We start from the raw sequence: 13890 nt of genomic DNA, 5'->3' as shown, positions 1-13890 counted from the left end.
CCTAAATCGTCGGGCGCCCGGTCAGGGCATGAGAATGCTGATCCGCCACCGCGGTCACCGCGGCCAGGAGGTTCGGGTCGTCGCCGCGGGCGAGCCCGGCGTATTCGAGGGCGAGGGAACCGTCCTCGTTCTCGATGGCCTTGATCCACAGCCGGCGCCGTGGCACGAACAGCGACGTCAGCAGGCCCGCGAGGATCAGCACGGCGAAGACGAGCACCCACACCTGCGCGGGGTCATGGTGCACTTCGAGGGTGGCGAATCGCTTCACCCCGTCGAGCGTGATGGTCCCGAGCTTGTTCGGGAGCTCGACCGTCTGGCCCGGCTTCAGCTCGAGGGCCTTGGTCTTGGTCGGTGGTCCGGCCAGCTGTTCCAGCGTGTCGGTGTTGAGGCTGTAGACGGATTGCGGGACGCCGTCGTCGACGCCGAGGTCGCCCGCGTACACGTTGAGACTCAGCACCGGATCCTCGAGCCCGGGGAACTTGGAGGCGAGCGCCCCCTTCGCCGTCTCGCTCTCGGTGACCGTCGGGTAGAAGAAGCCGATCATGCCGACCTGCTCCTTCAGCCCGTCCGGGATCTTGACGAACCCGAGCGAGGTGAGGTTCGGGTCGGCCTGCGGGATGAATGGGACCGAGTCGTTGAAGACGACCTTGCCCGCCGTGTTCTTGACCGTGATGGTCGGCGCGTACCCGTTTCCGAGGAGGTAGACGTTGGTGCCGCCGATCGCGAGCGGGTCGTTCACCTTGATCGTCGTGTCGGAGGTCGTGTCCCCAGGGCCCGTGGTCTTCACGTGGGCGGTGTAGTCCAGAGGCGTTCCGATCGCATCCCGATTCTTGGTCTCGTACCGCACATCGAGTTTGTCGACCGCGATCGAGAACGGCGCAAGGGACGCGTCGCTGAAGAACCGCCCGGGATTGAACGAGTTGTAAGAGGGAAGGCTGTTCACGAAGCTCTGGCCCTCGACCACGATCTTCTGGCCGGTGTACCCGAAGCCGCCACCGACGCCGATGGCGAGCAGCACCCCCAGCAGCGCGATGTGGAACACCAGGTTGCCGGTCTCGCGCAGGTACCCGCGCTCCGCCGAGACCGACGTGGACCGCGCGTCCTGATAAAGCGCCACCCGGTAGTGGTTCGCCTTCAGCACCTCCCGCGCGGACAGGATCGGGTCCGGTGCGTCGGCTCGGAGAGCCGCCGGCAGGGTGCGCGCCTGGTAGCCGGCCATGCGCGTCAGTCGCACCGGCGTCTTCGGCGGCTTCGCGCGCATCGCGTCGAAGTGGTGCTTGGTGCGCGGGATGATGCACCCGATGAGCGAGGCGAACAGCAGCAGGTAGATCGCCGAGAACCACACCGACGTGTAGACGTCGAAGGCCTGGAGCTTGTCCAGCACCGGCGCCAGCTGCGGGTTGTCGGTGAAGTACTTCGTCACGCCGTTCGGGTCGGAACTGCGCTGCGGGACGAGGGAACCGGGCACGGCCGCGATCGCCAGCAACAGCAGGAGGAACAGCGCCGTGCGCATGCTCGTCAGCTGCCGCCAGAACCAGCGCAGCCAGCCGACGGGACCCAGTCTCGGCTGCACGACGTCAGGGTCCTCCCGCGGAGGGACGACGTCGATGTGATCAGAGGGCCGGCTCAAAACCTTGGATCACCGCCAGGAACTGCGACATCAGCTCGCTCCACAGACCGGTGACCATCAGCACGCCGATGACCACCAGCAGCACGCCGCCGATGATGTTGATGGCACGGATGTGCCGCTTGAGGAAGGCGACGGACCCCGCCACCCAGTCGAAGCCGAGGGCCACGAGCAGGAACGGGATGCCGAGACCGATGCAGTAGAACAGGCCGAGGAGCGCTCCGCGCCAGGGCGAACCGCTTCCTACGCTGAGCGCGCTGATCGCGGCGAGGGTCGGGCCGATGCACGGCGTCCATCCCAGCCCGAAGACGATGCCCAGCAGTGGCGCGCCGATGAGCCCGGTGGCCGGACGCCACGACGGCTTGATGGTGCGCTGCAGGAACGAGAACTGCCCGATGAAGACGAGCCCCATCACGATCACGAGCGCGCCGAGCACCCGGATGACGACCTCCTGCCACCGCACCAGCCAGAACCCGAGAGCTCCGAAGGCGGCGCCGTACGCGATGAAGACCACAGCGAAGCCGAGGATGAACAGCGCGACGCCGGTGAGCACTCGTGACCGGTCGCGCTTCGCCCCCGGGTCGCTGATCCCTCCGACGTACGCGAGGTATCCGGGAACGAGCGGAAGCACGCACGGCGACGCGAACGACACGAGGCCGGCGAGCAGCGCGACCGGCAGAGCCAGCAGGAGCTGACCGCTGAAGACGATCTGACCGACGCCGCCCACGTCAGTGCTCGGCCACGGCGTCGGAGATGAGGGTGTCGAGGATGCTCTTGCCCGGGATGGCGCCGAGGATGCGCGCGGCGACCCGGCCCTTCTTGTCCACCACGAGGGTGGTCGGCGTCGCCTTGGGCGGGACCGTCTTGCTGAAGGCCAGCAGCACCGACCCGGTGTCTCGATCGAGGACAGAGGGGTAGGTCACGCCCTTGTCCTTCTCGAAGCTCTCGGCGGTCTGCGCCGAGTCGTAGAGGTTGACGCCGAGGAAGTCGACGCCTTGCGCGGCGTACTTCTGGCTCAGCGACTCGAGGTCGGGCGCCTCGACCCGGCAGGGTGGGCAGCCCGCGTACCAGAAGTTGACGACCAGGACCTTGCCCGCGTAGTCGGACGAGGAGACCTTCGTTCCGTCTTGCAGCGTGCCGGTGAAGGACACCGGCTCGCCACGGTTGGCGTCGGCGTACTCGCTGACCGTGCCGTCGCCCGCGATGTAGTTCTGTCCGTTTCCGGAACGGTACTGCTTGGCGAGGCTGTCGTCGGCTGTGCAGCCGGCCAGCACCAGAGTCGTGGCGGCCGCGACTGCGGCGATGGGCAGCAGCAGGCGGGCGCGGAGGCGGGATGCGGCGGTCACACGGCACCCACGTCCGTGGCGGCGACCTGGAGGCTCGCGGCCGGCTCGACGTAGCCGACCTCGACCAGTCGCTGCCGCTTCTCGGTGGCGTCCGCACCCTCTTCTTCGGCGCTCACGCGCTCGAAGGTGGTGATGCTCGAGAGGGCGCAGCGCCGCTTGCGCGGGTCGTGCGGGAAACGCTCGCCCGCGACCGAGAGGTGCGTGACCCAGATCGGGAGCTGGTGGCTCACCAGCACGACGTCACCCGACTCGACCGAGTCGAAGGCCTGCTCCACCGCGGCGAGCATCCGGCGCTCGATGCTCGTGTACGCCTCGCCCCAGCTCGGGCGGAGCGGGTTCACGAGGTACGGCCAGTAGGCGGGCTTGCGCACGGCGAGCTTCATCTTGGTGCCTTCGAACCGGTTGGTCGGCTCGATGATGCCGTCGTCGATCACCGGTTCGAGGCCGAAGGCCGCAGCGATCGGCGCCGCGGACTCGCGGGTGCGCTGGAGTGGCGAGACGCGGAGCGCGCCGACCGGCCGGGACCGCTGCTGCAGTTCGTCGGCGGCGGCCTGCGCCATCCTGTGCCCGAGTTTGGAGAGGCCGAAGCCCGGCAGCCTGCCGTACAGGATGCCGTCGGGATTGAACACCTCGCCATGACGGACGAGGTGGACTTGGCTCGCTACCACTGCTCCAGTCTACGGAGGAGCTTCCCTTGAATTCACTGAGCGCCCGCGCGGCTGTGGACAACGGAACCGTCCACAGGGTCGGCGCTGTGAGCAGTTGTCCACAGATTGCCGCCCGGCCGACTCGACGCCTTCGAGAGTTCATAGCGTCGATGCATGGCCGACCAGGAAGAGCAGGGAGAAGCGCTTGCAGACATCCCCACCCACGACCGCCCACGTGAGCGGATGCGGCGCCTCGGCATCGGTTCGCTCACCGACGACGAAGTGCTCGCACTGGTGCTCGGCTCGGGCCAGACCGGCCGCAGCGTGCTCGCACTGGCCCGCTCCGTCCTTCGCCGCACCGGAGGGTTCCCCGGCCTCGCGACGATGGACTTCGCCCGCCTCGAGCGACTGCCCGGCGTCGGTCCGGCGACGGCCGGGCGGCTCGTCGCGATCACCGAGATCTGGCGACGGGCAGGAGCGTCCTCGGCGTGGACGCGGCTGGTCGACCACAAGACCATCGCAGAGGTCGTCCGACCCGAGCTGCTGCACCGCGACTCCGAGCGCTTCCTCATCGTCGTCGCGGACCGCGCGGCTCGCCCGATCGAGCTCGTGCTCATGCGCGACGGCGGTGTCGACGAGACCAGTGTTCAGCCCGCCGACGTCCTGCAGGCGGTACTCACCCGCGGAGGACGATCGTTCGCCGTGGCGCACAACCATCCGTCCGGTGTGCTGGACGCATCCGTGGCCGACATCATGCTCACCCGACGGCTCGATCAGGCCGCAGCCACCCTCGGGCTCCGGTTCCTCGGTCACATCCTCGTCGCCGGGGAGAGCTGGACGGCGTTGCCCGTCGCCAGCTCGGGCGTTACGGGGTCAGGCGGGTCGGGCCGCGGAAGAGGTAGGTCGTCTCGCGGAGGTTCGAGAGGTGCAGCATGAGCATCAGCACGCGGGCGAGGCCCATCCCGAAGCCGCCGTGCGGCGGGATGCCGTACCGGAAGAACGCGAGTACATCCTCGAGCTCCTCCACCGACAGACCCTTCTCTGCGGCCTGCTTCTCGAGGATGTCGACACGGTGCTCGCGCTGAGCGCCGGTCGAGATCTCGACCCCGTTGAAGATGAGGTCGTAGCTGCGAGTGATCGACGGGTCCTCGGGATGACGCATGTGGTAGTACGGCCGGATGCTCGCCGCGTAGTCGGTCAGGAACACGAACTCGTGTCCGTACTGCTCCTTCACGTAGGCGGAGATCTGGCGCTCGCCCTCCGGGTCCATGTCGTCGTCCTCGCGCGGGACCTCGTAGCCGCGCTCGGCGACGATGCGCTTGGCTTCGGCGAGAGGGATGCGCGGGAAGGGCGTCGACGGCACGGTGACCTCGACGCGGAAGAGGCGTTCGATCTCCTCCCCGTGCTTCTCCTTGACCGCTGTGAACCCCGCCACCAGGAGCTCCTCGTGCACCTTCATCACGTCTTCGTGGCTGTCGATCCAGCTGATCTCGGTGTCGACGCTGGTGAACTCCGTGGCGTGACGGCTCGTGAAGCTCGGGTCGGCGCGGAACGCCGGGCCGATCTCGAACACGCGGCCGAAGCCGGCGGCCTGCGCCATCTGCTTGAAGATCTGCGGGCTCTGGGCCAGGTAGGCGGTGGTCTCGAAGTACGGCAGCTCGAACAGCTCGGCGCGCGACTCGGACGCCGAGGCCATCAGCTTGGGGGTGTGGATCTCGACGAAGCCGTTGTCGACCCAGTACTGCCGCAGCGCATGCTCGAAGGTCGTCTGCACGCGGAAGATCAGGTTGTGTCGCGGTTCGCGCAGGTCGAGGAAGCGCCAGTCCATGCGCTTGTCGATGCCGCTGTCGGCGGCGATCGGGGTCTCCGGGATGGCGGCGGTCTCGACCTCGAGCGAGGTGAGACGGATCTCGATGCCGCCGAGTTTCACTCGCTCGTCATGCTTGAGCTCGCCGGAGGCGCGCACGAACGTGCCCTGCGAGAGACCGGAGATCGTGACGGCGGGCTCGTCGGCGACCACGACGCCGTCCTCGCCGACGGTGCGCGGGTTCACCAGCTGAACGGCTCCCGACTCGTCGCGCAGCACGACGAACTGCACCTTCTTCTGGTCGCGGACGGTCTCGACCCATCCGGCGACGCTCACGGGGCCGTCGGGAAGAGCAGCCAGGTCCTTGATCAAAACGCGTGCGGTCACGAGCCCCAAGCCTACCCGGGTGACGGGTGTGAGAATGGAGGGACCAGGCACGAAGGAGTAGCCCATGAGTACCGACGACGTCGTCATCCTGTCCGCCGCGCGCACCCCGTTGGGGAAGATCAAAGGGGCGCTGGCGTCCTTCAGCGCGGTGCAACTCGGGACGGTCGCCGTCAGGAAGGCGCTCGAGAAGTCGGGGATCGGTGCCGAAGCGGTCGACACGGTCATCTTCGGCCAGGTGCTCCAGGCGGGCGCCGGTCAGAATCCCGCGCGACAGACGGCGATCGGAGCAGGCATCGGCTGGAACGTGCCCGCCACGACGATCAACAAGGTCTGCCTGTCAGGGCTGGCGGCGGTGATCGACGCCGCACGGCTCATCCGGACGGGCGAGGCGACGGTCGTGGTCGCCGGCGGGCAGGAGTCGATGACGAACGCGCCCCATGTGCTGCCGGGATCGAGGATGGGCTGGACCTACGGGTCCATCCAGGCGCTCGACTCGGCCGCCCACGACGGGCTGACCGACGCGTTCGACGGGATCTCGATGGGCGCCTCCACCGAGCGGTACACGGAGAAGCTCGGGCTGACGCGGCAGGCTCAAGACGAGTTCGCGGCCCGATCGCATCAGCGTGCCGGCGCCGCAGCGGCCAGTGGAGTCTTCGAGGACGAGATCGCCCCGGTGACCATCCCGCAGCGCAAGGGCGACCCGATCGTCGTGTCGACGGACGAGGGAGTGCGGCCGGACTCGACGCCGGAGGCGCTCGCCGGACTACGTCCGAGCTTCGCAGATGGCGGCACGTTGACGGCGGGAAACTCGTCGCCGCTCAGCGACGGCGCGGCAGCCCTCGTGCTGACGAGCCTCTCGAACGCCGAACGCCTCGGGCTGCCGTGGCTCGCCATGGTCGGCGCAAGCGGCCAGGTCGCAGGCCCGGACAACTCGCTGCACTCGCAGCCGTCGCGCGCGATCGACGCCGCTCTTCGCCGCGCGGGATGGGGCGTCTCCGAGCTCGACCTGATCGAGATCAACGAGGCCTTCGCTGCGGTCGCCCTCCAGTCGATGGCAGACCTGGGGCTGGATGGGGAGAACGTCAACATCCACGGCGGTGCGATCGCCCTCGGACACCCGATCGGCGCGTCCGGCGCCCGGTTGGCCGGCCACGCGGCCCACGAACTGGCCCGCCGCGGCTCCGGTCGGGCGGCGGTCGCCCTGTGCGGTGGCGGCGGACAGGGCGATGCGCTGCTGCTCCACCGCTGAGCCGCACCCCGTGGACAGCGTCACCGCTCCAGGTGGCGCTCCTCGGGTCCGGTGTACTGGGAGAGCGGCCTGATGAGGGAGTTCGCCGCGTACTGCTCGAACACGTGAGCGGTCCACCCTGTGACGCGAGCGGCTGCGAACAGCGGCGTGAAGGTCTCGGTGTCGAAGCCCATCAGGTTGTAGGCGGGCCCCGACGGATAGTCGAGATTCGGCTTGATGTTCTTGCGCTCGCCCATGGCGCTCTCGAGTGCGTCGTAGAGGTCGAGCATGTCCTGCCGGTCGTAGTGGTCGATCAACGTCACGAGCGCCGCGCGCATGGTCGGCACCCGGGAGTCGCCGTTCTTGTAGACGCGATGGCCGAAGCCCATGATCTTCCGCTTCTCGGCGAGCGCTTCGTCCAGCCAATCGGCCGCCCGATCCGCCGTCCGGATCTCGTCGAAGGCGTGCATGACCGCCTCATTCGCCCCACCGTGCAGTGGCCCCTTCAACGCGCCGATCGCTCCGGTGATCGCCGAGTAGACGTCGGAGAGCGTGGAGGCGATCACTCGCGCGGTGAACGTGGAGGCATTGAACGAGTGCTCCGCGTAGAGGATCAGGGAGACCCGGAAGGCGTCGACGACCACGTCGTCCGGAACCTCGCCGAACGTGACCCACAGGAAGTTCCGCGAGTAGTCGAGGTCGTCACGCGGCTCGACGGGCTCGAGGCCCCGGCGGCGACGCTGGATGTACGCGACGATCGTCGGCAGCTGCGCGAGGAGGTAGAGCGCACGACCTTCGTTGAGGTCACGGTCGAGCACCCCGTCCGCCTGCTCGAGCGTCGCATCCAGCGCGCCGAGCTGGCTGACCGCGGTGCGCAGTGCGTCCATCGGGTGCGCCGATGCGGGGATGTCGTCGAGCACCCGGCGGGTGCGGTCGTCCAGCCGGCGAAGGGAGCGCTCGAGCGATTCGAACGCGACGAGCTCGTCGTCCGTCGGCAGCTCCCCGTGCCACAGCAGGTACGCGACCTCCTCGAACGAGCAGTGCGCGGCCAGCTCCTGGACCGGGTAGCCGCGGTACAGCAGCGAGTTGGTCTGCGGGTTCACCGACGAGATGGTCGTCGTGTCGACGACGACGCCCGCCAGTCCCTTGTGGATCTCCGGGTCGGTCATGCGAGCTCCTTCGCTGCGAACGGTGCACCGCCGATCGGCGGCGTCACGTGAGACGGGTACTAGCGGCGCACCTCGAAGTTGTACACCGAGGTGTCGAAGGCGTTGTAGCCCTCGTAGTCAATCAGGTCGTACAGGTCAGCGCGATGCTGCATGGCGCCCAGCATCGGCTCCAACGTTCCCTCCGAGAGAAGTTGATCGAGGCCGCGTTCGGCGGCACCCATCGCAAGTCGGAGGAGCGACACGGGCCAGATGACGATGTTGACGCCGACGTCGCGCAGCTGCTCGACCGTGAAGAGGTCGCTCTTCCCGAACTCGGTCATGTTGGCGAGCACCGGGACGTCGATGGCAGAGCGAACGGCCTCGAACTCGGCGAGGTCGGCCATCGCCTCCGGGAAGATGGCGTCCGCTCCGGCATCCACCAGGGCCTTCGCACGGTCGATGGCGGCCGCGAGACCATCGACCGCACGGATGTCGGTGCGCGCCATGATGAGCAGGTTGTCGTCGCGCCTGGCGTCGACGGCGGCCCGGATGCGCTTGAGCGCGGTGTCCTGGTCCACCACCTGCTTACCGTCGAGGTGGCCGCAGCGCTTCGGGTTGACCTGGTCCTCGATGTGCAGCCCGGCGACTCCCGCGTCCTCCAAGGCCTGCACCGTGCGCGCGACGTTCATCGGCTCGCCGAACCCGGTGTCGGCGTCGACGAGCGCCGGGAGGTCGGTCATCCGGGCGATCTGGGCGGAACGCGACGCCACCTCCGTCTGGGTGGTGAGGCCGATGTCGGGAAGGCCGAGCTCAGCCGAGAGCACCGCGCCGGAGATGTAGACGCCCTCGAAACCCTTGCGCTCGATCAGGCGGGCGCTGAGCGGGTTGAAGGCGCCGGGCATCCGGATGAGCTCGCCCGAGGCGAGACGCGAACGGAACGCTGCGCGCTTATCGTGTGCGGGAACAGACGAATAGAGCATCTAGAACAGTCCCTTCGGTGCGGGCACGGACGCCAGGATGCCCGCTCGCGCGGTGATGGTGAGGCCGCCGAGCTCCGCGGCAGTCAGCTCCGGGAGCCGCTCGGCCAGCCCGAGGAAGCGCTCGATCTCGTCGTCGTCGAGCACGTCGGCGGCGAGGGTGCGGAACTTGGAGACGTAATCCGCTCGTGCGAAGGGCCGCACACCCAACGGATGCGCGTCGGCCACCGCGATCTCGTCCTCGAACACGCGTCCGTCCGCCATCGTGATCACGACGCGACCGCCGAACGCCTTCTCCGCAGGGTTGGTGGAGTGGTACCGACGCGTCCACTCGGGGTCCTCGGTCGTGGTCACCTTGCCCCAGAGTGCCACCGTGTCCGGGCGCGCGGCGCGAGACGGGAGGTACGACTCCACGTGGTGCCAGCCGCCGTCCTGCAGCGCAACGGTGAAGATGTAGGGGATGCTGTGGTCGAGCGTCTCGCGCGACGCCGTCGGGTCGTACTTCTGCGGGTCGTTCGCGCCCGAGCCGATCACGTAGTGGGTGTGGTGGGAGGTGTGGATGACGATGCTCTCCACGCGCGACGCGTCGGCCACCTCCGGGTGCTCGCGGTGGAGCTTCCGTGCCAGGTCGATCCATGCTTGCGCCTGGTACTCGGCAGAGTGCTCCTTGGTGTACGAGTCGAGGATGGCGCGCTTCGCCTCTCCGCGCCCGGGCAGCGGCACATCGTACGAGGCGTCGGGGCCATCCAGCAGCCAGGCGATGACGCCGTCCTCACCCTCGTAGATGGGCGTCGGGCTGGTCTCGCCGCGGAGGGCCCGGTCGATCGCCTCGACCGCCATCTTGCCGGCGAACGCCGGCGCGTGCGCCTTCCAGCTCGAGATCTCGCCCTTGCGCGACTGACGGGTCGCCGTCGTGGTGTGCAGGGCTTGACCGATCGCCTGGTAGATCGTCTCCGGCGGAAGGCCGAGCAGCGTCCCGATGCCGGCGGCGGCGGAAGGTCCGAGGTGGGCGACGTGGTCGATCTTGTGACGGTGCAGGCTGATCGCCTTGGCGAGGTCGATCTGGATCTCGTAGCCCGTGGCGATGCCGCGCACGAGGTCTCGGCCCGTCAGGCCGTAGGCGCGGGCCGCGTGCTGCGCCACCGCGATCACCGGCGGGATGTTGTCACCCGGGTGCGAATACTCGGCGGCGAGGAAGGTGTCGTGGTAGTCGAGTTCGCGCACCGCCACCCCGTTGGCCCACGCCGCCCACTCCGGCGAGACCCGGACCGAGGCCGGTTCGCCGAACACGGTGGAGCCGTCCTGCGGGTGCCCGACGGACTCGGTGAGCTCCTCCAGCTGGCGGACCGGGATCGGGTGGGCGAGCGCCTGCGACCTGGCCGAGACGACCGGACGCCGGGTCAGAGATGCTGCGGCGACCGCCGCATTGTCGATGACCCGGTTGATCACCATCTCGGTGACCTCCTGGTCCACCTCCACCGGGTCGGCCGCGACCTCCGCGATCTTCCACGCGAGCTGGTCCTCCCGGGCGAGGTTCTCTTCGCTGCTGTGCACACGAACGTTGTGGAGCTTCACGTAACGAACCTACCTCCCCTACGCTCGGCACATGGTTCCCGGCCCGTCGCTGCTCGCCTTCGCACTCGCGTCGATCGCTCTCATCGTGATCCCGGGGCCGAGCGTCCTGTTCGTCATCGGGCGCTCGCTGGCGCTCGGCCGGCTCGGCGGGCTGCTCAGCGTGCTCGGCAACGCGCTCGGGATGCTCCCCCTCGTGATCGCCGTCGCCTTGGGCATCGGGGCGATCGTGGCCCAGTCGCTCGTGCTCTTCACGATCATCAAGTTCGCCGGGGCCGCCTACCTGGTCTACCTGGGGATCCAGGCAATCCGGCACCGACGGCACACCGCGGTGACGCACGAGGCGACACCGCCCCGCCGGTCACGCTGGCGCATCCTGGGCGAAGGCTTCGTCGTCGGCCTCACGAACCCGAAGTCGCTCGTCTTCTTCGTCGCCGTGCTTCCACAGTTCGTCGACTATCGAGGAGGGGCGATCCCGTTGCAGCTGTTCGAGCTGGGCGTCGTCTTCCTGATCCTCGCGTTGATGTTCGACAGTGTGTGGGCGCTCGCCGCGGGCACCGCGCGCCAGTGGTTCGCCCGGTCACCGAAGCGGGTCGAACGGCTGGGCGCGACCGGCGGGGTCATGATGATCGGCTTGGGAGGAGTACTCGCCTTCACCGGCGTGAAGCACTGAGCCCCGGCGCCGTCCGGTCAGATGTCGCCGGCCGTCGCCACCGGGGTGATCACCGCTCGTGCGAGCACGTGGAAGTGCGCGTTGAAACCGAGCACCGCGGGGGTCGACTCCGGATCGAGGTCGAGGTGCTCGACGTCGAGAGCATGCACGACGATGTTGTAGTGGTGGGTTCCCGTACCAGGCGGGGGGCCCGCGCCCGTGAAGCTCTTCGAGCGCATCTCGTTGGAGAGCATCGCCGCGCCCGCCGGCAGGCCGGCGCCGCCCTCGGCCCCGGCGTTCGACGGAAGCTCGGTGACCGAAGCCGGGATGTTGTAGACGGCCCAGTGCCAGAAGCCCGAGCCCGTCGGTGCGTCGGGGTCGTGGATCGTGACCGCGAAGCTCTTCGTCTCGGCGGGGAAGCCGCTCCACGAGAGCTGCGGCGAGGCATCGCCGCCTCCCCCGCCTGCACCCCACTGCTCGCGGGAGAGAGGACGGCCGTCGGCGACGTCGTCGCTCGTCACGGTGAAGCTCGGAACAGTCTTGAAACGCTCAAGGGGATCGTTGGCCATGCCGCAACGCTACGCCCGACGCGCCGTCTCCGCAGTCGTCGGTGCCGGCCGCCGGCGGAATCGGTGCGGCAGCCCGGTCAGGCCCCAGACAGTGACCCGCAGCATCGCCTCCACGACGATTCCGCCGCCCATCTTCGACGCGCCGCGCTCGCGTTCCACGAACGTGATGGGCACCTCGACGATGCGCAACCCCGCGTCGTACGCGCGACGCGTCATGTCGATCTGGAAGCAGTAGCCCTGGCTCTCGGTCCGCTCGAAGCGGAGCCGGCGGAGCGCGTCAGCGGTGAACGCACGGTAGCCACCGGTCACGTCCTTCACCGGGAGGCCGAGGGCAAGGCGGGAGTAGGCGCTCCCTCCACGCGAGATCAACCTGCGACCGGCGGGCCAGTTCACGACGCCGCCGCCCTCGACCCACCGGGAGCCGAGCACGACGTCCGCACCTTCCTGGTCATCGTCCTGCCGAAGGGCTTCGAGCAGTCTCGGCAGCTCCTCCGGTCGGTGCGAGCCGTCCGCATCCATCTCGACGATGGCGCCGAAGCCGGCATCCAGCGCCCACTGCATTCCGGCGCGGTACGCCGCTCCCAGGCCCTCCTTGCCGGAGCGGTGGAGCACGTGCACATTCGCGTCGGTGGCGGCGAGCGCATCGGCCAGCTCGCCCGTGCCGTCGGGGGAACCGTCGTCGACGACCAGGATCTCTGCGTCGGGGACAGACGCCCGCACCCGCCCGACGATCGCGCCGACGTTCTCGCGCTCGTTATACGTCGGGATGATGACGAGGGTTCGCAACGAGCCGCCTTTCTTGCGGGGACGCACCCCGGGATTCCACTCACCCTGTCGCACCAGTCTGAACGGCAGGCGAACGAGCCTTCGCAGGCTCACAGCCTCCACGATCCTACGTTCGACGCCCCAGGCCTAGGCTGCATAGCATGGGGCGGTGCCCGTCCCGAAAGTCCTGCTGTACTACGCGTTCGTCCCGCTGCCCGACCCGGACGCGGTTCGGCTGTGGCAGCGGGAGCTGTGCGAGAGGCTGAATCTCAGGGGACGCATCCTCCTCTCGACGCAAGGAATCAACGGAACGCTCGGGGGCGAGCTCGATGCGCTGAAGCGCTACCTCCGCGTCACGAAGGAGTACGGGCCGTTCCGCGGGCTCGACGTCAAATGGAGCAGCGGTTCCGGACTCGATGCGGACAACGCCAGTCTCGACTTCCCGCGGCTCTCCGTGAAGGTTCGCGACGAGATCGTCTCGTTCGGCGCGCCCGGGGAGCTACGGGTGGACCAGAACGGGGTGGTCGGCGGAGGCGTGCGACTGAATCCGGAGCAGGTGAACGAACTCGCGTCGGAGCGCGAGGACCTGGTGTTCTTCGACGGGCGGAACCGTTTCGAGGCGGAGATCGGGCGGTTCCGGGATGCCGTCGTCCCCGATGTCTCGAACACCCGCGAATTCGTGACCGCGCTCGACAGCGGCGCCTACGACCATCTCAAGGAGCGTCCGGTCGTGACGTACTGCACCGGCGGGATCCGGTGCGAAGTCCTGTCCTCTCTGATGGTGGCGCGCGGATTCCGCGAGGTCTACCAGCTCGACGGCGGTATCGCCCGCTATGGCGAGCAGTACGGCGACGACGGCCTGTGGGACGGCGCGCTCTACGTCTTCGACGGGCGCGGCTCGCTCACCTTCAGCGATGGCGCGGCAGTGCTCGGCCGGTGCACGGTGTGCGGCACTCCGACGAACCGGATGCGCAACTGCGTCGACCTCGCGTGCCGGGAGCAGTTGGTGGTCTGCGAAGGCTGCGACGCGACCGCCTGCGAGCTGCACGCCGCCTGAGAAGCGGCGCCCCTGTCGCGGCGGCTCCTGGCCACCGAGAAGTGCCCACAGCCCGCGGGCGGGACCGTCTCTCCACAGAGTCCGGGAAATCTTGGCGGCCGTTCCGCG

At 68.7% G+C, this 13890-nt stretch carries 14 protein-coding genes; 4 read left to right on the top strand and 10 right to left on the bottom strand.

Features of this window, described 5'->3' with window-relative positions:
* Position 1 precedes the first annotated feature (1 nt).
* From resB to P5G59_RS13560, 4 genes are read right to left on the bottom strand one after another with little or no spacing between them, the layout of a single operon-like run.
* Positions 2–1630, bottom strand: a complete 1629-nt coding sequence (resB, locus tag P5G59_RS13575) for a cytochrome c biogenesis protein ResB (protein ID WP_435871259.1) — start codon at positions 1628–1630, stop codon at positions 2–4.
* The gene (locus tag P5G59_RS13570; protein WP_301219520.1) at positions 1614–2354 is read right to left on the bottom strand and encodes a cytochrome c biogenesis CcdA family protein; all 741 of its coding nucleotides are present in this window, start codon (positions 2352–2354) and stop codon (positions 1614–1616) included. The genes resB and P5G59_RS13570 overlap by 17 nt, the downstream gene beginning before the upstream one ends.
* A gap of 1 nt (position 2355) precedes the next feature.
* Positions 2356–2973, bottom strand: a complete 618-nt coding sequence (locus P5G59_RS13565) for a TlpA disulfide reductase family protein (RefSeq protein ID WP_301219519.1) — start codon at positions 2971–2973, stop codon at positions 2356–2358.
* Positions 2970–3641: a histidine phosphatase family protein gene (locus tag P5G59_RS13560; RefSeq protein ID WP_301219518.1), complete on the bottom strand. Its 672-nt coding sequence runs from the start codon at positions 3639–3641 to the stop codon at positions 2970–2972. The genes P5G59_RS13565 and P5G59_RS13560 overlap by 4 nt, the downstream gene beginning before the upstream one ends.
* Before the next feature lie 153 nt (positions 3642–3794).
* On the opposite strand from P5G59_RS13560, the gene P5G59_RS13555 reads away from it, so the two are divergent.
* Positions 3795–4556, top strand: a complete 762-nt coding sequence (locus P5G59_RS13555) for a JAB domain-containing protein (protein WP_301219517.1) — start codon at positions 3795–3797, stop codon at positions 4554–4556.
* On the opposite strand, the gene aspS is transcribed toward P5G59_RS13555, so the two are convergent.
* Positions 4486–5814: an aspartate--tRNA(Asn) ligase gene (gene aspS, locus P5G59_RS13550; RefSeq protein ID WP_301219516.1), complete on the bottom strand. Its 1329-nt coding sequence runs from the start codon at positions 5812–5814 to the stop codon at positions 4486–4488. The two genes, P5G59_RS13555 and aspS, sit on opposite strands and share 71 nt — an antisense overlap.
* 64 nt (positions 5815–5878) lie before the next feature.
* Here aspS and P5G59_RS13545 point away from each other — a divergent pair, with 64 nt between their 5' ends.
* Positions 5879–7063, top strand: coding sequence for an acetyl-CoA C-acetyltransferase (locus P5G59_RS13545; RefSeq protein ID WP_301219515.1), 1185 nt, complete (start codon positions 5879–5881; stop codon positions 7061–7063).
* A 20-nt stretch (positions 7064–7083) separates the two neighbouring features.
* Here P5G59_RS13545 and P5G59_RS13540 read toward each other — a convergent pair whose 3' ends face one another.
* Genes P5G59_RS13540 through P5G59_RS13530 form a run of 3 tightly spaced genes read right to left on the bottom strand, consistent with a single transcriptional unit; the run spans position 7084 to position 10742 of the window.
* A complete protein-coding gene (locus P5G59_RS13540; RefSeq protein ID WP_301219514.1) occupies positions 7084–8211 on the bottom strand; it encodes a bifunctional 2-methylcitrate synthase/citrate synthase in 1128 nt (375 codons plus the stop codon).
* Between the two features lie 59 nt (positions 8212–8270).
* On the bottom strand, positions 8271–9170 hold the full coding sequence (gene prpB, locus P5G59_RS13535; protein ID WP_301219513.1) for a methylisocitrate lyase: 900 nt from the start codon (positions 9168–9170) through the stop codon (positions 8271–8273).
* On the bottom strand, positions 9171–10742 hold the full coding sequence (locus P5G59_RS13530) for an MmgE/PrpD family protein (RefSeq protein ID WP_301219512.1): 1572 nt from the start codon (positions 10740–10742) through the stop codon (positions 9171–9173).
* A 31-nt stretch (positions 10743–10773) separates the two neighbouring features.
* On the opposite strand from P5G59_RS13530, the gene P5G59_RS13525 reads away from it, so the two are divergent.
* Positions 10774–11412 carry a LysE family translocator gene (locus P5G59_RS13525; protein WP_115695666.1) on the top strand — a complete coding sequence of 213 codons (639 nt, stop codon included), beginning with the start codon at positions 10774–10776 and terminating at the stop codon, positions 11410–11412.
* A gap of 17 nt (positions 11413–11429) precedes the next feature.
* Here the strand turns inward: P5G59_RS13525 and P5G59_RS13520 are convergent, their stop codons facing one another.
* Both P5G59_RS13520 and P5G59_RS13515 read right to left on the bottom strand, forming a co-directional pair.
* Entirely contained in the window at positions 11430–11960 is a 531-nt protein-coding gene (locus P5G59_RS13520; protein WP_301219511.1) for a YbhB/YbcL family Raf kinase inhibitor-like protein, read from the bottom strand.
* A gap of 9 nt (positions 11961–11969) precedes the next feature.
* Entirely contained in the window at positions 11970–12746 is a 777-nt protein-coding gene (locus P5G59_RS13515) for a polyprenol monophosphomannose synthase (protein WP_301219510.1), read from the bottom strand.
* Positions 12747–12894: 148 nt separating this feature from the next.
* On the opposite strand from P5G59_RS13515, the gene trhO reads away from it, so the two are divergent.
* Positions 12895–13782 (top strand): oxygen-dependent tRNA uridine(34) hydroxylase TrhO, encoded by an 888-nt coding sequence (gene trhO, locus P5G59_RS13510; RefSeq protein ID WP_301219509.1) that lies wholly within the window; start codon positions 12895–12897, stop codon positions 13780–13782.
* Positions 13783–13890 lie beyond the last annotated feature (108 nt).

The sequence above is a fragment of the Leifsonia virtsii genome, assembly GCF_030433675.1.
GTDB classification, from domain to species: Bacteria; Actinomycetota; Actinomycetes; order Actinomycetales; family Microbacteriaceae; genus Leifsonia; species Leifsonia virtsii.
The sequence above is the reverse complement of the archived record's forward strand: the minus strand, read 5'-3'. Positions and strand labels throughout refer to the sequence as shown.

What these genes read in the sequence shown, in the direction of transcription:
- P5G59_RS13525 (WP_115695666.1), top strand. Translation starts at nt 10,774, where the DNA reads ATGGTTCCCGGCCCGTCGCTGCTCGCCTTCGCACTCGCGTCGATCGCT.
- P5G59_RS13520 (WP_301219511.1), bottom strand. Translation starts at nt 11,960, where the DNA reads ATGGCCAACGATCCCCTTGAGCGTTTCAAGACTGTTCCGAGCTTCACC.
- P5G59_RS13540 (WP_301219514.1), bottom strand. Translation starts at nt 8,211, where the DNA reads ATGACCGACCCGGAGATCCACAAGGGACTGGCGGGCGTCGTCGTCGAC.
- P5G59_RS13545 (WP_301219515.1), top strand. Translation starts at nt 5,879, where the DNA reads ATGAGTACCGACGACGTCGTCATCCTGTCCGCCGCGCGCACCCCGTTG.
- P5G59_RS13555 (WP_301219517.1), top strand. Translation starts at nt 3,795, where the DNA reads ATGGCCGACCAGGAAGAGCAGGGAGAAGCGCTTGCAGACATCCCCACC.
- prpB (WP_301219513.1), bottom strand. Translation starts at nt 9,170, where the DNA reads ATGCTCTATTCGTCTGTTCCCGCACACGATAAGCGCGCAGCGTTCCGT.